Origin of the sequence: Micromonospora sp. WMMC264, from assembly GCF_027497275.1 — a bacterium.
In the GTDB taxonomy this organism is placed as follows: domain Bacteria; phylum Actinomycetota; class Actinomycetes; order Mycobacteriales; family Micromonosporaceae; genus Micromonospora; species Micromonospora chalcea.
In genome coordinates this window covers 1,751,990-1,771,855 of record NZ_CP114907.1, presented here as the reverse complement: position 1 = coordinate 1,771,855, position 19,866 = coordinate 1,751,990, and the positions used below count along the sequence as shown (strand labels likewise).

Below are 19,866 nucleotides of genomic sequence, written 5' to 3'. Positions count from 1 at the left end.
CCGTGCCGCAGCACGGCCCGGTTCCGAGCGTCTTAGCCCTTGCCCTTGATCTGGGCGTTCCAGTGGGTGATCCAGGCGGTCTCGTTCTTGCCGATCACGTCCCAGTTGACGTCCATCGGCTTGAGGTCGAGCTTGGTCAGCCACTCGGGCTTCTCGGCGATCTCGACCGCGGGGATCTGGAAGTAGTCCTTGGCCAGGCTGGCCCGCAGCGAGTCGTCGAAGAGGAACTCGAGGAACTTCTTCGCGCCCTCGGTGTTGCCGCCCTTGACCGCGGCCACGCCGTCGACGAGCACCGGCGCGCCGGAGGCCGGCATGACATAGCCGAACGGCATCTTCTCGTTGGCCTGCAGCAGGATGTCCTGGAGGTTCCAGGCGCTGACCACGCCCTGCTCACGCGACATCTTCAGGTAGAGGTCGCTCGGGTTGGCGGCGTACTCGACGGTGTTGGCGTCGAGCTTGCGCAGCCAGTCGTAGCCGGGCTGCGGGTTCGACCCGTCGGGGGTGTAGCGCTGGATCATCGAGGCGTAGATCGAGCGCATGGTGCCGGAGGCGGCCACGTCCCGGATGATGATCTTGTCTTTCCACTTCGGGTCGACCAGGTCGTCCCAGTCCTTCGGCGCGGTCTCCGGGGTCAGCGCCTTGTTGTTGTACATGATGACCTCGGGCAGCAGGATCTCGCCGAACCAGCGGCCCTCGGCGTCCTTGTACCGCGCGTCGATCTTCGAGGCGAACGACGGCTGCCAGGACTCCAGCAGCCCCTCGGACGCGCCGGCGGCCAGCCCCTGCTGGGTGCCGCCCCACCAGACCGACGCCTGCGGGTTGGCCTTCTCGGCGCGGACCCGCTCGAGCACCTCCTGGGCGCCCATGTTGAGCACCTCGACCTTGCCCTTGTACTCGGGGTTCTTGGTCGTGAACTGCTCCACGACGTAGTCGGTGACCGACTTGTCGCGGGCGCTGTAGATGACGACCTTCTCGGCCGGCGCGGCGCCGGAGGAGCCGGTGTCCTTGTCGTCGTCACTGCTGCCGCACGCGCTGACGGCCAGCAGCGCGCTGAACGCGACGGCCAGGGCCAAACGACGTTTCATTGGTACCTCCATTTTGCGGGGGAACTATCGGGAGCGGAGAAAGACGGTGTGCGGTGCCGGCCCGGGGACGCCGGCGGGTTCGCCGGCTCCCCGGGCTCGGGGTCGAAGGTCCGCGGGTCGCGCCCGGACCGGGGCGCGCCGCATCGCGCCGCGACCTGTCGTCCGGGATCCGGACGCGGTCGCCGCGACGGTGACTGTGGGTGTGGTGGGTGGGTGGGTGTCGGGGTCGGGGTCGTCGGGGGCCGGGGTCGGGTGGTGGTCAGGGAAGCGAGGGGCGGGGCACCGCGGCCGAGAGCGCGTAGCTGATCGCTCCGTGCAGCACTGCCTGGTCACCGAGGGTGGCCCGGCGCACCTCGGTGGGGGCCGGGGTCCGGGCGGAGACGAGGGTCTGAAGCTGGTCGAGGGCCGCGTCGTCCAGTTCCGCGGCGGCGCCGCTGAGCAGCACCAGTCCCGGATCGACGACGCAGGCGCAGGAGAGGATGAGCCCGGCCCAGGCGCCGAGGACCTCGTCGAGGTACTCGCGGGCGGGCGCAGACGTCGCGGCGAGGCGGCTCAGCTCCCGTACCGGCGACTCGGGCCGGCGGCCCGGGTTGAGCGCGACGACCCGCTCCGCGATGGCGTTCACCGACCACCGGGCCTCGAAGTCGCCGACACCGCTGTAGCGACGCTCGGTCGTGCCGCCCAGCGGCAGGAAGCCGACCTCGCCGGCGGCTCCGCTGGCGCCGCGGCGGACCTTGCCGTCGAGCACGAGGCCCGCGCCGATGCCCTCGGCGACGTGGATCAGCAGCAGGTTCGCCACGTCCGCGCCGGCGCCGGCGACGCACTCGCCGGCGGCCATGAGGTTCACGTCGTTGTCGACGACCACGGGCACGCCGAGCCGCCGTTGCACGGACTCGCCGATCGGCCACGCCTCGACCAGTCCGACCGACGGCGCGAGGCGTACCGCGCCGTTGGTGGAGACGCCGGGCACCGCGATCGCGACGCCGCGCAGCGAGGGCAGGTTGTCGCCGACGAGGTCGAGGACGAACTCGCAGACGGTCTCCACCACGTTCGCGCCGAGCCGCGCGACGCGGTGCGCGATGACCGCGCCCTCGCTGTCGGCGATCTCGCAGCTGATCCGGGGTGGCTCCAGCGACACCGCCGCGACGAGCTCGGCGCGGGGGTTGAACTCGAGCATCTCCCGGGGCCGGCCGGTGGTGGGCGCGCCGGGCCCGCGTTCGATGAGGTAGCCCTCGGCGACGAGTTCCCGCACGAGCGCGGTGACCGTGGCCGCCGAGAGGCCGGTCATCTCGGCCAGGTCCACTCGGGACAGCCGCCGGGCCTGCCGGGCGGCCAAGATCACCGAGAGACGCTTGATCTCACGGGACCGCTCACGGCTGACCGGGCTGGTCGGGGCTTTGTCAGACACGCTTTCTTCCTAGTGTGAAAAAAATGAGACGTCAAGTAACGAGATGATCTCGGAGCTCCGGCCAGCGGAAATTTGGGAAGTGGCAAGCCGGACGCGCCAGGCCACCCCGACATGGCGCGCAAAACCGGGCCCTCGCGTCCACATTGGGTGCCCAAAATAGGGCAAAGCGCCCCCTCCGGCTGATGCAGGCCGAGCAGCCGGGCCACTGAGCTGCGGGGATTGTTTCTTCGAATAAGGAAGAAAGTCGTCCGGGCCTATTGACGACGCCTCCGCAAGATCCCTAGGTTACGGCCCGAAGGCCTTCCGGTGGACCGATCCGTCGCCACCGTGTGCACCGCTCACGCCGTGACGGTGCGCGTACACCATCACCCCGTTGTCGAGCACCACGACCAGCGAGGACCCAACAGTCCTCAATGGACAGCTGTCCGCGTCACGACCCGGCGCGCGCCGGGCCCGTGACCCGTCCCCCAGCCGCAGCACTCTCGCTTCGAGACGAAGAGGTATGCCCATGAGATGGCGCACCACGGCAGCGATCGCCATGTGCGGTCTTCTGTCGTTGGGCCTGGCCACTCCGGCCCAGGCCAACCCCCAGAACGCAGCACCGAAGCCACAGGCCAAGAAGTCCGACAAGCCCGTCGACCTGGACATCATGTTCATCGGCGCGCACCCGGACGACGAGGCAGGCCAGCTCGGCATGCTCGGATACTGGAACGAGTATCACGGCATGAAGGCCGGCGTCATCACCACCACCCGCGGCGAGGGCGGTGGCAACGCCACCGGTCTCGAGGAGGGCCCGGAGCTCGGCATCCTGCGGGAGGCCGAGGAGCGCAAGGCCGTCGGCTGGGCCGGCGTCGAGCACATCTACAACCTGGACGCGCTCGACTTCTGGTACACCGCGAGCGCCCCGCTGACCGAGGAGGTCTGGGGCCACCAGGAGACGCTGTCCCGGATCGTGCGGGTCCTGCGGACCACCAAGCCCGAGGTCATCCTCACGATGAACCCCTCGGCGACGCAGGGCAACCACGGCAACCACCAGAAGGCGGCCATGCTGGCCGTGGAGGCCTTCTACGCGGCGGCCGACCCGAAGGCGTTCCCGGAGCAGATCAAGAAGGAAGGGCTCAAGCCCTGGCGGGTCTCCCGCATCTTCCAGACCGGTGGCAGCGGCACCACCGGCACCAACGGCCCCGCCTGCGAGACCACGTTCACGCCGGCCGAGGCCAGCAACGTCATCTTCGGCACCTGGCAGGGCTACGAGTCGGCGCGGCACGACGGCAACCGGTGGAACACGGTCCAGACCTGGGCCCGCCGGGAGTACGTGTCGCAGGGCTGGGGCAACAGCTCCTTCCCGACGACCAACCCGGACGCCATCGGCTGTAACCGGCTGACGCTGATCGACACCCGCACGCCGTACCCGGACCCGAACGTGGGCGCCGGCACCGGCGCGCTGCAGGGCGCCACCCTGCGTGCCCCGGGCGGCCTGCCGCTCGGCACCGAGGTCCACGTGCGTCCGCGCACCTGGGAGGCCGTCGGCGGCCAGCCCATCAAGGTGGACACCGTCCTGTACGCCGAGAAGGCCATCACGGGCGCCAAGGTCGCCCTGGACGTCCCGGCCGGCTGGAGCGTCAGCGGCAACGGCAACGTCGGCACGCTGACCCCGGGCAAGGAGGTCGTGAAGACCTTCACCGTCACCCCGCCCGCGCAGATCGAGGTGGGCACCCGCTTCCGGCTCAACGCCACGCTGACCAGCAAGAAGGACGGCAGCGGCGTCAGCAGCGCCCAGGTGCAGGGAACCGCTCCGGTGCGCGGCACCCTGGAGCCGCTGGAGGAGATCGCCGACTTCCGCGCCTGGACCGTGCGGAACAAGACCCAGCAGCTCGACGCGCTCATCGAGTCCCTGCTGAACATCCCCAGCGGCGGCACCCGCAGCGTCAAGGTCAACCTGACCAACCACGGCACCCGGGTCGAGTCCGGCTCGGTCAAGCTGAACGTTCCCGCCGGCTTCTCGGTGGCCGAGCAGCAGGTGCCGTACAGCGGCCTGCGGCCGGGCGCCACCACCTCGGTGACGTTCACCGTCAGCAACACCGACACGTCGCTGCCGACGGCCAACCGGGCGCCGGACAACGGCGCCTACCGGGTGCAGATCGAGACCAGCTACGTCGGTGGCAGCGCCACCGAGCCGGGCGCGTTCAACCTGGTCCCGACCACCACGATCCCGAAGGCCGCCACCGCGCCGACGGTGGACGGTCACGGGCACGACCACGAGTACACCGGCGAGGTCATCGACATCTCCACCCGCTGGGAGGGCACCGCCGCCCCGGCGTCGGACATCTCCGGCACCGCCCAGCTGACCCACACCGACGACGCCCTGTACGCCATCTTCAACATCACCGATGACGTGCTCGGCACCGTCCTGCCGCCGGAGGACTGCAAGCGTCCGCGGCGTAACGACAACATCGAGTTCGGCATCGACCCGCGCGGCAACTCGGCGAACACCTCCACGGTGTTCAACATGGCGCTCTTCCCGGCCACGAACGACCCGGCCAACGGGAACCCGCCGTGCTTCGCCCGGGAGCGGGACAACCACCAGGGCGGCCCGGAGACCGCGCCGGGTGTGGAGATCGCCTCCGTGGTGACCAGCAACCCGTACACGGGTTACCGGATCGAGGTCAAGATTCCGTTCAGCGTGCTGCCGGACACCATCGACCCGAGCCGGATGGGCCTGAACATCCTGGTCAACGACTCGGACACGCAGGACCTCAGCTCGCAGACCCGGGTCGGCTGGTCGACCTGGAGCGGCGTGCGGGCCGACCCGTGGCGCTGGGGCAACGCGCTCCTGCCGGGCCTGCCGGCGCAGCCGTCGGCGCCGAAGGCTCCGATCATGCCCGACACCGCGGCGCTGAGCGTGGACTCGCCGCAGACCCTGCTGCAGTCCGTCTCGGACGGAGTCGCACCGGGTGGTTACGCCAAGCTGGCGGACAACACGGTGAAGCTCAAGAAGGTCACCCGCACCGCCAACAAGGTCTCGGTGCAGCTCCAGGTGAAGAAGGCCGGCACCGCCCGGGTCTTCGTCTGGGACGGCAGCCGGGTCGTGGCGCAGACCCAGGCCAGCCTGCGGAAGGACGGCACGCTCGTTCTGCCGCTGAGCGGGTCGCTCCCGGCCGGCACCTCGCTGCTCGTCTCGTACGAGAGCGGTGGCGCCACCACCGCTCTGGCGAAGAAGCTGTGCTGACCGGACGGTGAACGCGTCGACCTGACGCGCTGACGCGATGGGCCGGGCCGTGAGGTCCGGCCCATCGTGCCGTATCCGGGCCGTTCAGCGTTTCGCCGCCGGCACCGGCAGGGGCCGGTCCGGAGACGCCGGGGCCGGCCACCAGCGGCGCGAGGCCAGCGCGGCCAGTCCGGCGCCGGCGGTGTTGAGCAGGACGTCGTCCACCGAGGACACCCGGTCCAGCCGCAGGACGTACTGCGCGACCTCGACCAGGACCGAGCAGCCCGCCGCGAGCGCCAGGATCCGCGGCACCGACGCCAGCGCCGCGAACCGCAGCGGGCCGAAGAACCCGAGCGCCGCGAACACCAGCAGGTTGCCGACGATCTGGACCGTCACCGTCAGCGGCCCGCTCGCGAGGACGGTCAGCAGGTCCCGCAGCGGCACCAGGCTCACCCGGCCCGGAACCACACCGGCGCCGTCCCCCGGGAGCATGATCATCCAGACCCACGGCACGGTCCCGTAGACGATGCCGACCTCGGCCAGCGACAGCCGCCAGGCCGGCCCGCCGCCGCGCCGGCGCGCGAGGAGCCACACCACCAGCGCGGCCAACGGCAGCGCGGCCACCGTGACGAGCACGACCCCGTTGATCGTGCCGAGCCAGCCGTGCCACCCCTCGACCACGCCGCCTCACCTTCTGTCCGCCCGGGGATCCCGCCGGGTCCGACCGGCGCGGACCGGCGTCCCGGCCCGCTCAGGGTGCCATCCTGCCCGCCACCCCGCGGGCCCCCGCCCCGGGCGGCCCGCGCGGACGACAGCCGGGCGCACGGGCACGGCACGGACCCGGCCGACCCACCGCCGCCGACCGGCGGGGGCGCACAATTCCGTGTACGGAACCGGCGCTGCGGAAATTCGATTTCCGCCCCGGGCGGCGAAACCAATTCCCGGCTCCGGAGCGCCGATTTCCGCACATCAATTCACCTCCCCGATCCGGCGCATGACCCTCGGCGCGCTCCAGGCCGTTCGCCGGGACCGCACCCTGCGCCCGGACCAGCGCGGACGGGGTCACCGCACGCCCACCTCGCACCGGCAAACAAAGGCTTTCCTTACAAAGGTAAGCCTCATCTTCGCCCGCCCGGGAGTTCGCGCGGGATCGACGGTTTACCGCCGCCGACGCCGCATTCCGCTGCTATGGTGAGCATGATCCTCACTTCGGGCGGACAGGTTTGAAGCCCCGCTCGCAGGGCTAATACCGAATGGCATTCGAGCACCACGAGGCCGGCCGTCGCACCGCCGGCCCGCATGACTTGGAGGCACCATGAAGACGCTGTTGCAGTCTCCGCCGGTACGTGAGTGCGCCGCCACGGCGTGCAGTTTCAACGACAACGGTTGTCACGCGCCCGCGATCACCGTGGCGGCGAGCGCCGACGCGGCGTCCTGCGCGACGTTCGTCGAGTCGTCGCTGAGCGGCGGGATCGCGGAGGTCACCGGCGCGGTGGGCGCGTGCGCGCGGGCCGAGTGCGTGTTCAACACCAACCTCGCCTGCACGGCCGAGTCGATCACGGTGGGCCCCGGCGCCACCGTCAGCGACTGCCTGACCTACCAGCCCGCCTGACAAAGCGGACACCCACGCCCGTACGGGTCACGACGGTCACCGTCGTGACCCGTATGCGTCTCCGGCACCCGACCCGCCGTTGCACAGGTAAGCCTTACCTACTACCGTCTGACCTGGGCCGACTTCACCCCTTCCGGCCGAGGAGACAGACATGGCGTTGCACCCCGCCGGGCGCCCGGCCCCGTCGACCGGCGTCACCCCGGTCGCCGCCGGGCCGTCTCCGGTCACCTCCACGCCCCGCGACGCCGTCGCCGCCCGGTGCGTGCTGAGCGCTGCCTCGTCGCTGCGGCTGACGCTCGGCGACACCACCGCCGACCTCCTGTCCGCCCACGCAGTCCTCCCCGACGGCACGATCGTCCTCGCGGTCGACGCGATGAGCCGCACCGGCGGCCTGCTGGTGGCCGCGCGCGGTCACCGCGGTGCGGTACGCGTGGACGTGACCCACCTCGCTCCGGTCGCCGTACGCTCGCGGGTGCGGGACCGGCTGCGGATCCTGGGCACCGCCCGCCGCTTCGACCCGGCCGCGCTCGACGCCTGCGACCCGGCCACCGTGATGTCGCTGCTCGACCTGCCGCCGGTGGCGCTGTGGGCGATCGAGCCGGACGAGATCCTCCTCGACCGGGCCACCGAACCCGTCGCGGTGGACCTCGGCACGTACCGCGCCGCCCGCCCGGACCCGATCGCCGTCGACGAGGCCGCCCACCTCGCGCACCTGACCCGGTGCCACGGCGACCTCCTGGACCGGCTCGGTGCGCTCGTCGACAGCGCCGTCAGCGCCGGCGCGACGCGGATGGTCCCGGTCGCGCTCGACGCCGAGGGCATCGTGCTGCGCGCGGAGCGGCCGGACGGTCACGCCGACATCCGGTTGTCCTTCCTCCACCCGGTCACCGCCGGCGCCGGCCTCGCCGGGGCGCTGCGGACGCTGCTCGGCTAGGGCTGCCCGCTTCCTACCGAGCGCATCGCGGCGGCGGCGAGAAGGCAGGCGGTGGTGACCGCGGCCAGCAGGCGGTGGAGGGTGCCGTATCCGATGGTGCTGGTGACGGCGAGGGCGGCGACGAGGCGCCACCCGTGACGCCCGCCGGCCGTGGGGCCGGCGGGCGCCGTCGTGGTGGTCATCAGCTGGTGCAGCAGCCGCCGGTCTCGCCGTTGGTCGGGGTGTCGAGGCTGACCAGGCTGAGCGGCGCGGAGAGCAGGCCCCCGGAGATTCCGGTCGCCAGCCCTTGTGCGGCCGGCGTGGCCGCCGGGTCGGGGCCGCAGCAGCTGTCCGCGCCGGTGGAGTCGGCGGGGTTGCTGTTGCAGACGCCGGTCTCGGGCAGGTCGAGCTGGACGTCGCGGGCGGCGTCCCAGTCGCCGGCGAGAGCGGCGACGACGGAGCGGACCTGCTCGTAGCCGGTGGCCATCAGGAACGTCGGCGCGCGGCCGTAGCTCTTCATGCCGACGGCGTAGTAGCCGACCTCGGGGTGCGCGAGTTCGGCGGCGCCGTGCGGCGGGACGGTGCCGCAGGAGTGCTCGTTCGGGTCGATCAGCGGGGCGAGGGCGCGGGTGGCTCCCATGACCGGGTCGAGGTCCAGGCGCAGCTCGGCCGCGATGGAGTGGTCGGGGCGGAAGCCGGTGGCGGCGACGACGCGGTCCACGGTGACGGACTCGTCGGTGCCGTCGGCGTGCCGGACGGCCACGGTGACCCGGCCCTCGGCCGGGGTGAGGGCGTGTACGGAGAATCCGGTGAGCAGCCTGATCCGGCCGGCGTCGACGTGGTCGCGCAGCCGGGCGCCGAGCGCGCCGCGGGCGGGCAGGGCGTCGGCGTCTCCGCCGCCGTAGGTGCGGGCGGGGCTGGCCGAGCGGATCGCCCAGGTCACCTCGGTGCCGGGTTCGGCGGTGGCCAGCTCGGCCAGGGAGAGCAGGGTGTTCGCGGCGGAGTGGCCGGCGCCGACGACGAGGGTGTGCCGGCCGGCGAAGCGGTCCCGGCCACTGCCGAGCACGTCGGGCAGGGCGTGCTCGAGGAACGCCGCGGCGTCCGTCTCGCCGCGGGCGGGCAGGCCGGAGGCGCCGAGGACGTTGGGGGTGCCCCAGGTGCCGGAGGCGTCGATGACGGCGCGGGCGAGCAACTCGTCGCCGTCGGCGAGGCGGATCAGGAACGGCGTCTGTTCGCGGCCGGCGGTGCGCAGCCGGTCCAGGCCGAGCCGGCTGATCGCCTCCACCCGCGCGCCGTAGCGCAGGTGGGGCTTGAGCTGCGGCAGGTCCGCGAGCGGCTGGAGATAGTCGGTGACCAGCTCGGCGCCGGTGGGCAGGGCATCCTCGACCGGGGCGACCCAGCCGGCGTCGTCGAGCAGCCGGCGGGCGGCGGGGTCGACGTTGTAGCGCCACGGGGAGAACAGCCGCACGTGCCCCCACTGCCGCACCGCCGCGCCGGTGGTGTCCCCGGCCTCCAGGACGAGGAAGGGCAGCTCACGCTCGTGCAGGTGGGCGGCGGCGGCGAGACCCACCGGGCCCGCGCCGATCACCACGACGGGCGACTCGTCCAGGACACTCATCGGGAACTCCTCGGTGTTGAGAATGGCGGATCAAGAGGTGCGGGTGACGCCTGCCTCAGCAGGCTCCGACCGGATCGGGGGCCGGGCGGCCCATGACGACGTCGGCGGCGGACGGGAAGCACCCGACACAGGCGTCGTTGATGCGGTAGTGGCGTGCGGTGCCGACCGGCTCGACGAGCACGAACCGCACCTCGGTGAGGATCTTCAGGTGCTGGGAGACGGTGGACTGGGCGAGCCCGACGGCGGCGACGATCTCCCCCACACTCATCGGCCGGGCATGGCGGGCCAGGTACTCCACCACCTGCACCCGCGTCGGGTCCGCGAGGGCCCGGAACCACGAGGCATAGGTCTGCGCGGTGTCGCGGTCGAGGAGGTCCCCCATCATCTCTCCCTCCATCGTTAATCGCCGATTGACGATGGAAGCCTAGCAGGCGCCGGAGCGGGCGATCCGCAGGGCAGCGGTCCCGCTTCTCAGCGGGGTGCCGTCAGCGCGTAGGCGGTGGTGCGGGCGCGGTCGCGGAGGCGGGCGATCCTCTGCGCGGGAGTGGACACCCGGGCGCAGGAGTCGCAGAACCGGACCCCTGCCACGGATGACGGCCGGCGACGCGGGAAGCCGAACATGACGAGCCTCATTTCCTGGGAGCACCTTGTCTTGACATATGTCTAAACAGAGAGTTGCACGCTGATTAGATGGATGTCAACCTAGAGGCATGCCGAAGCGCCAAGCGCCGATCCCCCTCGTCGACCTCGACGCCGACGCGCCGTGCTGCCCCCCACTGGCGCAGCGCCGGGTCCCGGCAGAGACGGCCGCGATCCTCGCGCCCGCGTTCAAGGCCCTCGGTGATCCGGTACGGCTGCAGCTGATGTCGATGATCGCCTCCGCCGACGGCGGCGAGGCCTGCGTGTGCGACCTGACGCCGGCGTTCGACCTGACCGGGCCGACGATCTCTCATCACCTCAAGACCTTGCGCGAGGCAGGCCTGGTGGACGCCGAACGGCGGGGCACGTGGGTCTACTACCGGGCGCGGCCACAGATCCTGCGCCAGCTCGCCGGCCTGCTGTCGATCGAGCCGACCGCCGCGGCGACTCGCGCTCCCGGGGGATCCGGCCGCGCCGGCTTGACGCCTCCAGATTAATCAGAAATTATTGAGTCAATGGACATTGAGTCTTACTCGCTGGTCGAGCGCGCGCGGATCCATGCGGCGTTGGGCGACCCGGCCCGCCTGGCCATCGTGGACGCGCTCACCCTGGGCGACGCCTCACCCGGGGAGATCGCACACACCCTCGCCATGCCGACGAACCTGGTCGCCCATCACGTCAAGGTCCTCGCCGACGCGGGCCTCGTCGTTCGGGGCCGGTCGGAGGGCGATCGGCGACGCATCTACCTTCGACTCCGACCGGCCGCCCTCTCCGCCCTCACGCCGCCACCACTGGCGGGCGCGCATCGGGTCGTCTTCGTCTGCACCCACAACTCCGCCCGCTCGCAACTGGCCGCGGCGCTGTGGAGGCAGCGCGCCAACGGCGACGCCGCATCCGCCGGCACCAGGCCGGCACCGCGGGTCCACCCCCGCGCGCTCGCCGTGGCCCACCGCCACGCCCTCGACCTCGACCCGGCCGGCACCGCACACGTCGACGACGTCGTCCGGGACGGCGACCTGGTCATCGCCGTCTGCGACAACGCCCACGAGGAACTCACCGGGCCGGTCCGCCCCCGCCTGCACTGGTCCGTGCCGGACCCGGCCCGCGTCGACACCGACGAAGCGTTCGAGGCGGCCTACGCCGACCTCGCCGACCGCGTCGATCGCGTCGCCCCGCACACCGCCGCACCCTGCGGGAAGCCGGCCTGATCACCGCCTTAGTCTGCGGGCGCCCGACGCAGCCGCCCGGCACAGGGCGACCTCACCCGACGCGCACGCGCCGGCACCGACGATCCACGGGAGCAGACCGATGAGCACCGCCACCAGAGCCGAAGACGCCCCACCGTTGGTGGCACGCCTCTCGCGCCTCGACCGGTTCCTGCCGGTCTGGATCGGCCTGGCCATGGTCGCCGGCCTGCTGCTCGGCCGGATCGTTCCCGGCCTGGACGACGCTCTCGACGCCGTCGAGGTCGGTGGCATCTCCCTGCCCATCGCTCTCGGCCTGCTGATCATGATGTATCCGGTACTGGCCAAGGTCCGTTACGACCGCCTCGACACCGTCACCGGTGACCGGCGCCTCCTGGTCTCGTCGCTGATCCTCAACTGGATCGTCGGTCCCGCCGTCATGTTCGCCCTGGCCTGGATGTTCCTGGCCGACCAGCCGGAGTACCGCACCGGTCTGATCATCGTCGGCCTGGCCCGCTGCATCGCGATGGTCATCATCTGGAACGACCTGGCCTGCGGCGACCGGGAGGCGGCAGCGGTCCTCGTCGCCGTCAACTCGGTGTTCCAGGTCCTCGCGTTCGGCCTGCTCGGCTGGTTCTACCTGTCGGTGCTGCCGGGCTGGCTGGGTCTGGACGGCGCCGCGCTGCAGGTCTCCGGCTGGGAGATCGCCGGCAACGTGCTCGTCTTCCTCGGCATCCCCCTGCTCGCCGGCTACCTGTCCCGCCGCCTCGGCGAACGGACCAGGGGCCGCGACTGGTACGAGCGGCGATTCCTGCCCAGGGTCGGACCCGTCGCCCTGTACGGACTGCTGTTCACCATCGTCGTCCTGTTCGCCCTGCAGGGTGAGGCCATCACCGACCGGCCGGTCGACGTGGCCCGCATCGCCCTGCCGCTGCTGGCCTACTTCGCCCTCATGTGGGCCGGCTCCTACCTGCTCGGCCGGGCCATCGGCCTGAACTACGAACGCACCACCACCCTGGCCTTCACCGCGGCGGGCAACAACTTCGAACTGGCGATCGCGGTCGCGATCGGCACCTTCGGGATCGCCTCCGGCCAGGCCCTCGCCGGCGTCGTCGGCCCGCTGATCGAGGTTCCGGTTCTCGTCGGCCTGGTCTACGTGTCGCTGTGGGCCCGTGCCCGCCTGTTCCCCGCGCCGGGAACCCGGCCATGAGATGCCCCGACCGCGCCGCGGCACGTCACGGCAACCATCAGGATCATGGAGACCCGATGAGCGACAAACCCAGCGTCCTGTTCGTCTGCGTGCACAACGCCGGCCGTTCCCAGATGGCCGCCGGGTGGCTGCGCCACCTCGCCGGCGACACCGTCGAGGTCCGCTCCGCCGGAAGCGCGCCCGCCGACCAGGTCAACCCCGCCGCCGTCGAGGCCATGCGGGAGGTCGGCATCGACATCACCGACCAGACCCCCAAGCGCCTGGAGTACGAGACGGCCGAGTCCTCGGACGTCATCGTCACCATGGGCTGCGGTGACGCCTGCCCCGTCTTCCCGGGCAAGCGTTACGAGGACTGGAAGCTGGAAGACCCCGCGGGCAAGGGCGTCGACGCGGTACGCCCCATCCGGGACGAGATCCGCGCCCGGGTGGAACGGCTGCTCGCCGACCTGCGCCCCGCCGCCTGACACCCCTGTCGTGCGACTCACCATGATCCGGTCCTGGTTGCACCGGCATGCGGCGGCCGTTGATGCAACGATGCAAGCGTGGGAACTGCGAAAACTGCCACCCCTGCCATCTCGCCGCTGACCGGCGAGCCGATCAAGCGTGCCGATGCCGAACGCCTCGCGGGAGTGCTGAAGGCGTTGGCCGACCCGGCCCGGCTGCGTCTGCTCAGCCTGATCCAGTCCGCTCCGGAGAGCGAGGCGTCCGTCAGCGACCTCACCGCGCCGCTCGGGCTCTCCCAGCCGACCGTCAGCCATCACCTTCGGATCCTCACCGAGGCCGGTCTGATCGAGCGGGAGAAGCGGGGTGTGTGGGCGTACTACCGTCTGGTGCCGTCCGCGATCTCGGCGATCGCCGAGCTGCTGACGCCGCCTCGTAAGCGACCGACGAGGAAGGTCCGCTGAGCAGGCGACCGCGGGGCTGCCGCGAGCACCCGCCGACCTGACCGGGTCGTCCCCGCCGGCCCTCTTGAGGAGCGCCGTCCGGCCCGGTAGAAACGGCGGGACCGACGGGAGATCAGCCATGACCGATGCCGACGGGCAGTTGTCCGCGACGCCCCGCACGAGCCTGCGCCGGATGAAGGAGAAGGGGCACCGCGACCGCGCCGCCCTGTTCGACGTGCTCCGGGCCGGGTTCGTCTGCCACCTCGGCGTCCTGGTGGACGGTCACCCGATGGTGGTGCCGACCGTCTACGGGTTCGACGACCGCCACCTCTACCTGCACGGCTCGGTGGCCAGCCGGAGCCTCACCACCGACACCGACGTCTGCGTCACGGTCACCGTGGTCGACGGCCTGGTGCTGGCGCGCTCGGTGTTCGAGCACGGCGTCAACTACCGCAGCGCGATGATCTACGGCCGGCCCCGGTGGGTGACCGGCACCGAGGAGAAGCTGCACGGACTCCGCCTGCTCACCGAGCACGTCGCCCCCGGCCAGTGGGACCACGCCCGCCGCCCGAACCGGCGGGAGCTGGCGGCCACGGCCCTGCTGGCGCTGCCGCTGGCCGAGGCGTCGGTGAAGACGCGCAGCGGCCCGCCGGACGACGGCGACAGCCCGGACGCGGCGCTCGGACTCTGGGCCGGCGAGCTTCCGCTCGTGGCCCGCTGGGAGCAGCCGGTGACCGACCCGGCGCTCCCGCCGACCGCGCCGGTGCCGGCCCACGTGTCCGCCCGTGCCGGCACCCGCGCCGACCGGCGCTGACCGGGGTGCCCGCGCCGCGCGACCGCCCCGGTCCACCGGTCCCCTACCGCAGTTGGCGGGCCACCTCCGCCAGCGGCAGCCGGGGCGCGACGGCGGCGCGGGCGGCGACCACAGCCAGCGCCCGGGGCACCCCCGCGCAGTGGGCGATGATCTGCCGTACCGCCTCGCGTTCGGCGGTGAGGCGACGCTCGCCGAGACGGGCCGCCAGCAGCTCCCATGCCTCACCGGCCGCCAGCTCGTCCACCACGACCGGACGCGCGGCCTCGCCGACGACCAGTCCGGTGAGGCGGTCCCGGCTGGTCACCACCACCATGCAGCCGGGGACACCGGGTAGCAGCGGCCGGACCTGTTCGGCGTCGCGCGCGTCGTCGAGCACGATGAGCATCCGGCGCCCGGCGAGCACGCTGCGGTACAGCCCGGTGCGCGCGGCCGGACCGCAGGGAATGCCGCCGGGCACGTCGAGCGCCTCGATGAGGCCGGCGAGCGCCTCCGCGGGCGCCACCGCCGGCCGGCGCGAGTCGCTTCCGCCGAGCTGGACGTGCAGCACCCCGTCGACGAACCGTGCGGCGGACCGGTGGGCCCAGCGCAGCGCCAGCGCCGTCTTGCCGATCCCGGAGCGTCCGGACAGGACGCAGACCACCACGCTGGACATCCGCCGCGGTCCGCCGTCGAGCAGCCGGTCGAGTTGCCGTAGTTGTGCCGAACGGCCGGTGAAGCCGGGAATCTCCAGCGGCAACTGCATGGGGCGGATCCGGGCCGGCGCCGGGTGGGCCGGCAGGCCGAGCACGTCGCGCAGCAGCCGCACTGTCGCCGGGCGCGGGCGGGTCACCCGCGACGACTCCAGGTTGCGGATGCTCCGGACGCTCAGTCCGGTGCGGGCGGCCAGTTCCTCCTGAGTCAGGTTGGCTCGTCGCCGAGCGGTAGCAATTTCGTCACCCAACGTATCCATGTAGCCGATCACAGCGTCGTCTCCGTACCGGTTCTGGTGGATTCGTACAGGCGGACCACCGCTGCGCGGCCACTGAGCGGGCAATCAGTAGCGCCATTGCCGGTGATCTGCCGGTGTAGCTCCTGTTGGCCAGCCGAGGTTAGGTCCACAGTGGGTCCGACGCTATCGACCGAAGTCGAATTGCCACTCCGGCAGGCGGTTGGCTCTGCGTCGCAGAAGCACCACTTCCGGTCACTCTCCGCAAACCCAGATCCGTCCGGCGCGCCCGACGGGCATCGCGCCGACCAGGAGGACGAACATGCGAAGGTACGTCAGCGACACCGCCGAGCTCACCGACGAGTACGGCATCCAGATCGGCCGCTGGACCCAGTACCGCGATCTCGGCCCGTTGCCGTTCGACGCCATGTGGTGCGTGATCCCGCCCGGCGGCAGCAGCACCGAGGACGTCCACCCCGAGGTGGAGTTCGCCGTGGTGACCCGCGGGACCGCCATCTACGAGGCGGGCGGCGAGAAGGTCGAGGTGCCGACCGGCGGGGTGATCCTGCTCGAACCCGAGCAGCGCCACGTCATCCACAACCCCTCCCCCGAGCAGCCGCTGACCATCCTGAGCGTCTACTGGATGCCGCGCCCCGAGACCGGCCGGCCGGACGCGGGCGACGGGACCGGCCGTGGCTGACGATCCGGCCGGGCGGGGCGCGGTGCTCCTGGTCACCCCGCCGCCGACCCCGAACGGTCCGCTGCACCTCGGGCACCTCAGCGGCCCGTACGTCGCCGGGGACGTGGCGGCCCGCGCGCTGCGCGCCGCCGGCCGGCGGGTGGTGACCCAGTGCGGGCTGGACGCCCACCAGAACTACGTGCTCGCCCGGGCGGAGGCGAACGGCGAGACGCCGGCCGACACGGTCGCCCGCTACGGGTCGCTGATCCACGCCGCGTTGCGCGCCGCGCGGATCCGGTACGACGTGATGGCCGACCCACTGGCCGACGAGGCGTACCGCCGGGCGGTGGCCGGCCTGCTCACCGAACTGGTCGAGGCGAAGGTGGTCGAGGTCGCGCCGGTGTCGCTGCGCGCCTGCGCGGCCTGCCGGCGGACCCTGCACCACGTGCGGGTCGCGGGGCGCTGCCCGGCCTGCGGGGCAGGCGCGAACGGCGGCACCTGCGAGGGGTGCGGCGGTTTCTGCAGCGCCGCGAACCTGGTCGACGCGCGGTCCACCTGCTGCGACGCGCCACCGGAGCCGGTCACCCACACGGTGCCGGTGCTGCGGCTGGACGAGCACCGGGAACGGCTCGCCGGGTTCTGGTCCGGGGCGGTGCTACCGCCCCGGCTGCGCCGGCTCGTCGCGTCGTACCTCGACGGCGGGCTGCCGGAGGTGCCGCTGGCGTACCCGACGGACTGGGGCATCGAGTGGGACGACGGCCTGCGCATCGACGTCTGGGCCGAGATGGCCCTGGCGAACCTGCTGCTGCCCGCCCGCCACCTGCGGCCGGACGCGGACACCCTGGCCGGGTACCTCGACGCGTGGCGGGACGTGGACGAGCAGTGGATCTTCCTCGGGGTGGACAACGCCTTCTACTACGCGCTGCTCATCCCCGCCCTGCACCTGGCCGCCGGGCTGCCCGACCGGCCGACCGGCCTGGTGGTGAACGAGTTCTACCGGCTCACCGGCGCGAAGTTCTCCACCAGCCGGGGGCACGCGATCTGGGCGCACGAGTTCCTCGCCGACGAGGACCCCGCAGTGGTGCGGGCGTTCCTGAGCTGGGACCGGCCGGACCGCTACGAGTCGGACTTCCGGCCCGAGGCGTACGAGGCGTTCAAGGCGCGCTACGCCGCCACGCTCGCCGGGGCCGTACCCGGTCTGGACGGTGTGCTCGCCGACGTCGAGCTGACCCGGGGTGAGCAGGCGCTGCGCCCGGCGCACTTCGACAGCGCCACCGTCGTCCGGGCGGCGCTGGCCGCGTACCCCGGTGACCCGGACCGGGCGGCCCGCCTGCTCGACGTCGTCGGCGGCGCGGAACCGGCGGCCTCCGGTGGGTGAGCCCCGCGTGCTCGTCGTCGGCGCGGGCCTCGCCGGTGTCCTGCTCGCCCGGCGGCTGCGGGACGCGGGCGCCGAGGCGGTGCTGGTCGGCCCGCACGGCGGCGACCCGGCCGGCGGGCACGCCGACGCCACCGCCGCCTCCGGTGGCCTGGTACGCGCCTTCGAGCCCGATCCGGCGGCCCGGGCCCTGGCCACCGCGAGCCTCGCCGAACTGCGGGACGACCCGGCGCTCGCCGCGGCCGCCGGGTGGCGGGCCACCGGCTCGCTCTACCTGCTCGACGCCGTCGACGCCGGGGCGGCGGCCGGCGTGGCCGGGGCCGAGGTGCTGACCCGCGACGAGGTCTCCCGGCGGTTCGGCTTCGACCGGCTCCCGGACGGCACGGTGGGGGTCTGGGAACGCCGGGCCGGCCACCTCGACCCGGACCGGTTGCGCCGCAGCGTCCTGCGGGGCCTGGACCGGACCGAGACCACGCCGGTGGCCCGCCTCGGCGACGGCGCGGTCGACCTGCGCGACGGCCGCCGGCTCACCGGCGACCTCGTCGTGGTGGCGGCCGGGGCCTGGACGCCGGGCCTGCTGCGCGCCGCCGGGCTGCCGAGCACGCTGCGCACCAAGCACATCCAGTACGCCCACCACCGCACCGGCCGGGCCGACCTGCCGTGTTTCGTCGATGAGACGAGCGGCCTGTACGGGCGGCCCGCCGGTCCGGGGCGTGTCCTTCTCGGGCTGCCCAGCGACCGCTGGGACGTCGACCCGCCCGCGCCCGCGCCGGACTCCGGGCTGGCGGCTCGGGTGCTGGCGGTCGCCGCGCGGCGGCTGCCCGGCCTGGACCCGCGCCCGGACGGCCCGCCGGTCAGCGCCGTCGACTGCTACAGCGACCCGCCCGGCCTGGCCCTGCGCGCAGTGGCCGGTGCCGTGCACACCTTCACCGGCGGCAGCGGCGGCGCCGCCAAGACCGTCCTGGCCGCCAGCCGGCTCGCCGCCACCGCCCTGCTGAACTCCCGATCCGCGATCCGTGTCCCGCACGGCTAGACACAGAGGCAGACTGATGACGCAGACCTATCACACAGTGGGAATTGGCGCGGGGCCGGCGAACCTGAGCCTCGCCGCGATGTACGACGCGCTCGCGCCGCACGACATCGCGCTGTTCGAGGCGCGGGACCAGCCGGGCTGGCACGACGGGATGCTGCACAGCGGCGTGCGCATGCAGACCGGCTGGGTCAAGGACCTGGTCTCGCTCTACGACCCGACGCACCCGCTGTCGTTCCTCAACTACCTGGTCACCACCGGCCGGGTCTACGCCCTGCTGGGCGCCGGTTTCGACACCATCCCCCGGATCGAGTACCAGCAGTACCTGGTGTGGGCGGCGGAGCAGTTGCCGCGCATCACCTACGGCGCCCGCGTCGACCGAGTCGAGTTCGACGGCGCGATCGTCACCCGCAGCGGCGGCGTCGAGGTCGCCCGCTCCCAGCACCTGGTGCTCGGCAGCGGGACCGTCCCCTTCGTACCGGACTTCCTGGACGCCCTCGACCCCCGGCACCTGTTCGTCGCCGACGAGCTGAACCGGCGCCTGGCCGGCGTGCCCGACGAGCCGGACGTGCCGTGGGTCGTGATCGGCAGCGGCCAGACCAGCGCGGAGTGCGTCGCAGCGCTGCTCGCCCGCGGCTGCCGCGACATCAAGTGGATCGGCCGGCGGTCCTGGTTCGCGCCGCTGGAGGACTCCCCCTCGGCGAACGACCTGTACCGGCCCGCCTACCAGGAGGCGTTCCTCTCGCTGTCCCGGGACGTGCGGGAACGGCTGGTCTCCGGGCAGATCCTGACCAGCGACGGCATCTCCCCCGGCACGCTGCGCGGCGTCTACCAGCACAACTACGAGGAGCGGCTGCGGACCGGCCGGTTCCCGGTCACGATCATGCCGAGCCGTACCGTGACCGGCGCCCGGCAGCTCGACGGGGAGGTGGAGCTGGAGTGCCTCACCGCCGGCAGCGGCGAGGAACGGCACCGGGCGGTGAACGTGATCGTCGCGGCGGGCCGGCGGCTCGCCCCGCTCCCCTTCGATCCGGAGCTGTCCGCGCTGATCGACGTGGACGAGCGCGGCGAACCGGTGATCGAGTCGGACTACTCGATCCGGTGGAAGCACGCCGACGACCACAAGATCTTCGTGCTGAACCGGGGGCGGTACGTGCAGGGGCTCGTCGACTCCAACCTGAGCATTCTGCCGATCCGCAGCGCGATGATCCTGAACTCGATCGCCGGCCGCACGGTCTGCCGGTTCCGTGACGACTACGTGAGCACCCGGTGGGCGTGAGCG

At 72.6% G+C, this 19,866-nt stretch carries 20 protein-coding genes; 13 read left to right on the top strand and 7 right to left on the bottom strand.

The window, feature by feature from the left end:
- Nucleotides 1-32: 32 nt before the first annotated feature.
- On the bottom strand, nt 33-1,085 hold the full coding sequence (locus O7542_RS07205; protein WP_064445575.1) for an extracellular solute-binding protein: 1,053 nt from the start codon (nt 1,083-1,085) through the stop codon (nt 33-35).
- A gap of 259 nt (nt 1,086-1,344) precedes the next feature.
- Nucleotides 1,345-2,493 (bottom strand): ROK family transcriptional regulator, encoded by a 1,149-nt coding sequence (locus O7542_RS07200; protein WP_043323169.1) that lies wholly within the window; start codon nt 2,491-2,493, stop codon nt 1,345-1,347.
- Nucleotides 2,494-3,001: 508 nt separating this feature from the next.
- On the opposite strand from O7542_RS07200, the gene O7542_RS07195 reads away from it, so the two are divergent.
- A complete protein-coding gene (locus tag O7542_RS07195; RefSeq protein WP_281605925.1) occupies nt 3,002-5,722 on the top strand; it encodes a sugar-binding protein in 2,721 nt (906 codons plus the stop codon).
- 84 nt (nt 5,723-5,806) lie between these two features.
- Here O7542_RS07195 and O7542_RS07190 read toward each other — a convergent pair whose 3' ends face one another.
- Complete coding sequence (locus O7542_RS07190) at nt 5,807-6,382, bottom strand: VanZ family protein (RefSeq protein WP_281605924.1); 576 nt, start codon at nt 6,380-6,382, stop codon at nt 5,807-5,809.
- A gap of 634 nt (nt 6,383-7,016) precedes the next feature.
- On the opposite strand from O7542_RS07190, the gene O7542_RS07185 reads away from it, so the two are divergent.
- Both O7542_RS07185 and O7542_RS07180 read left to right on the top strand, forming a co-directional pair.
- Nucleotides 7,017-7,313 (top strand): DUF1540 domain-containing protein, encoded by a 297-nt coding sequence (locus O7542_RS07185; RefSeq protein WP_013286940.1) that lies wholly within the window; start codon nt 7,017-7,019, stop codon nt 7,311-7,313.
- A gap of 151 nt (nt 7,314-7,464) precedes the next feature.
- The gene (locus tag O7542_RS07180; RefSeq protein ID WP_104112325.1) at nt 7,465-8,247 is read left to right on the top strand and encodes a DUF2470 domain-containing protein; all 783 of its coding nucleotides are present in this window, start codon (nt 7,465-7,467) and stop codon (nt 8,245-8,247) included.
- On the opposite strand, the gene O7542_RS07175 is transcribed toward O7542_RS07180, so the two are convergent.
- From O7542_RS07175 to O7542_RS07165, 3 genes are read right to left on the bottom strand one after another with little or no spacing between them, the layout of a single operon-like run.
- Complete coding sequence (locus O7542_RS07175) at nt 8,244-8,429, bottom strand: hypothetical protein (RefSeq protein ID WP_166456116.1); 186 nt, start codon at nt 8,427-8,429, stop codon at nt 8,244-8,246. The two genes, O7542_RS07180 and O7542_RS07175, sit on opposite strands and share 4 nt — an antisense overlap.
- Complete coding sequence (locus O7542_RS07170) at nt 8,429-9,844, bottom strand: NAD(P)-binding domain-containing protein (protein WP_104112323.1); 1,416 nt, start codon at nt 9,842-9,844, stop codon at nt 8,429-8,431. Before O7542_RS07170 ends, O7542_RS07175 begins: the two co-directional genes overlap by 1 nt.
- Before the next feature lie 55 nt (nt 9,845-9,899).
- Nucleotides 9,900-10,229 (bottom strand): metalloregulator ArsR/SmtB family transcription factor, encoded by a 330-nt coding sequence (locus tag O7542_RS07165; protein ID WP_043323156.1) that lies wholly within the window; start codon nt 10,227-10,229, stop codon nt 9,900-9,902.
- Between the two features lie 325 nt (nt 10,230-10,554).
- On the opposite strand from O7542_RS07165, the gene O7542_RS07160 reads away from it, so the two are divergent.
- The 6 genes from O7542_RS07160 (at nt 10,555) to O7542_RS07135 (ending at nt 14,575) form a co-directional block, all read left to right on the top strand.
- Nucleotides 10,555-10,980 carry a metalloregulator ArsR/SmtB family transcription factor gene (locus O7542_RS07160; protein ID WP_069088396.1) on the top strand — a complete coding sequence of 142 codons (426 nt, stop codon included), beginning with the start codon at nt 10,555-10,557 and terminating at the stop codon, nt 10,978-10,980.
- A gap of 18 nt (nt 10,981-10,998) precedes the next feature.
- A complete protein-coding gene (locus tag O7542_RS07155) occupies nt 10,999-11,691 on the top strand; it encodes a helix-turn-helix domain-containing protein (RefSeq protein WP_281605923.1) in 693 nt (230 codons plus the stop codon).
- Between the two features lie 100 nt (nt 11,692-11,791).
- Nucleotides 11,792-12,877 carry an ACR3 family arsenite efflux transporter gene (gene arsB, locus O7542_RS07150; protein ID WP_043323148.1) on the top strand — a complete coding sequence of 362 codons (1,086 nt, stop codon included), beginning with the start codon at nt 11,792-11,794 and terminating at the stop codon, nt 12,875-12,877.
- A 56-nt stretch (nt 12,878-12,933) separates the two neighbouring features.
- Nucleotides 12,934-13,341: an arsenate reductase ArsC gene (locus O7542_RS07145; protein WP_281605922.1), complete on the top strand. Its 408-nt coding sequence runs from the start codon at nt 12,934-12,936 to the stop codon at nt 13,339-13,341.
- Between the two features lie 78 nt (nt 13,342-13,419).
- Nucleotides 13,420-13,782, top strand: coding sequence for a metalloregulator ArsR/SmtB family transcription factor (locus O7542_RS07140; protein WP_281605921.1), 363 nt, complete (start codon nt 13,420-13,422; stop codon nt 13,780-13,782).
- A 118-nt stretch (nt 13,783-13,900) separates the two neighbouring features.
- Nucleotides 13,901-14,575, top strand: a complete 675-nt coding sequence (locus O7542_RS07135; RefSeq protein ID WP_281605920.1) for a pyridoxamine 5'-phosphate oxidase family protein — start codon at nt 13,901-13,903, stop codon at nt 14,573-14,575.
- A 43-nt stretch (nt 14,576-14,618) separates the two neighbouring features.
- Here the strand turns inward: O7542_RS07135 and O7542_RS07130 are convergent, their stop codons facing one another.
- Complete coding sequence (locus tag O7542_RS07130; RefSeq protein ID WP_205796698.1) at nt 14,619-15,524, bottom strand: helix-turn-helix domain-containing protein; 906 nt, start codon at nt 15,522-15,524, stop codon at nt 14,619-14,621.
- Nucleotides 15,525-15,822: 298 nt separating this feature from the next.
- Here O7542_RS07130 and O7542_RS07125 point away from each other — a divergent pair, with 298 nt between their 5' ends.
- From O7542_RS07125 to O7542_RS07110, 4 genes are read left to right on the top strand one after another with little or no spacing between them, the layout of a single operon-like run.
- On the top strand, nt 15,823-16,200 hold the full coding sequence (locus O7542_RS07125; protein WP_166456215.1) for a cupin domain-containing protein: 378 nt from the start codon (nt 15,823-15,825) through the stop codon (nt 16,198-16,200).
- A complete protein-coding gene (locus O7542_RS07120) occupies nt 16,193-17,557 on the top strand; it encodes a class I tRNA ligase family protein (RefSeq protein WP_166456214.1) in 1,365 nt (454 codons plus the stop codon). Before O7542_RS07125 ends, O7542_RS07120 begins: the two co-directional genes overlap by 8 nt.
- Nucleotides 17,550-18,587 carry an FAD-dependent oxidoreductase gene (locus O7542_RS07115; RefSeq protein ID WP_166456213.1) on the top strand — a complete coding sequence of 346 codons (1,038 nt, stop codon included), beginning with the start codon at nt 17,550-17,552 and terminating at the stop codon, nt 18,585-18,587. The genes O7542_RS07120 and O7542_RS07115 overlap by 8 nt, the downstream gene beginning before the upstream one ends.
- Nucleotides 18,588-18,603: 16 nt before the next feature.
- Entirely contained in the window at nt 18,604-19,863 is a 1,260-nt protein-coding gene (locus O7542_RS07110) for a SidA/IucD/PvdA family monooxygenase (protein ID WP_104112319.1), read from the top strand.
- The last annotated feature ends 3 nt before the right edge of the window (nt 19,864-19,866 follow it).

Coding starts and splice junctions, on each gene's coding strand:
- O7542_RS07160 (WP_069088396.1), top strand. CDS start 10,555: ATGCCGAAGCGCCAAGCGCCGATCCCCCTCGTCGACCTCGACGCCGAC.
- O7542_RS07205 (WP_064445575.1), bottom strand. CDS start 1,085: ATGAAACGTCGTTTGGCCCTGGCCGTCGCGTTCAGCGCGCTGCTGGCC.
- O7542_RS07110 (WP_104112319.1), top strand. CDS start 18,604: ATGACGCAGACCTATCACACAGTGGGAATTGGCGCGGGGCCGGCGAAC.
- O7542_RS07185 (WP_013286940.1), top strand. CDS start 7,017: ATGAAGACGCTGTTGCAGTCTCCGCCGGTACGTGAGTGCGCCGCCACG.
- O7542_RS07175 (WP_166456116.1), bottom strand. CDS start 8,429: ATGACCACCACGACGGCGCCCGCCGGCCCCACGGCCGGCGGGCGTCAC.
- O7542_RS07135 (WP_281605920.1), top strand. CDS start 13,901: ATGACCGATGCCGACGGGCAGTTGTCCGCGACGCCCCGCACGAGCCTG.
- O7542_RS07145 (WP_281605922.1), top strand. CDS start 12,934: ATGAGCGACAAACCCAGCGTCCTGTTCGTCTGCGTGCACAACGCCGGC.
- O7542_RS07130 (WP_205796698.1), bottom strand. CDS start 15,524: ATGGATACGTTGGGTGACGAAATTGCTACCGCTCGGCGACGAGCCAAC.
- O7542_RS07170 (WP_104112323.1), bottom strand. CDS start 9,844: ATGAGTGTCCTGGACGAGTCGCCCGTCGTGGTGATCGGCGCGGGCCCG.
- arsB (WP_043323148.1), top strand. CDS start 11,792: ATGAGCACCGCCACCAGAGCCGAAGACGCCCCACCGTTGGTGGCACGC.
- O7542_RS07195 (WP_281605925.1), top strand. CDS start 3,002: ATGAGATGGCGCACCACGGCAGCGATCGCCATGTGCGGTCTTCTGTCG.
- O7542_RS07155 (WP_281605923.1), top strand. CDS start 10,999: ATGGACATTGAGTCTTACTCGCTGGTCGAGCGCGCGCGGATCCATGCG.
- O7542_RS07165 (WP_043323156.1), bottom strand. CDS start 10,229: ATGATGGGGGACCTCCTCGACCGCGACACCGCGCAGACCTATGCCTCG.
- O7542_RS07125 (WP_166456215.1), top strand. CDS start 15,823: ATGCGAAGGTACGTCAGCGACACCGCCGAGCTCACCGACGAGTACGGC.
- O7542_RS07180 (WP_104112325.1), top strand. CDS start 7,465: ATGGCGTTGCACCCCGCCGGGCGCCCGGCCCCGTCGACCGGCGTCACC.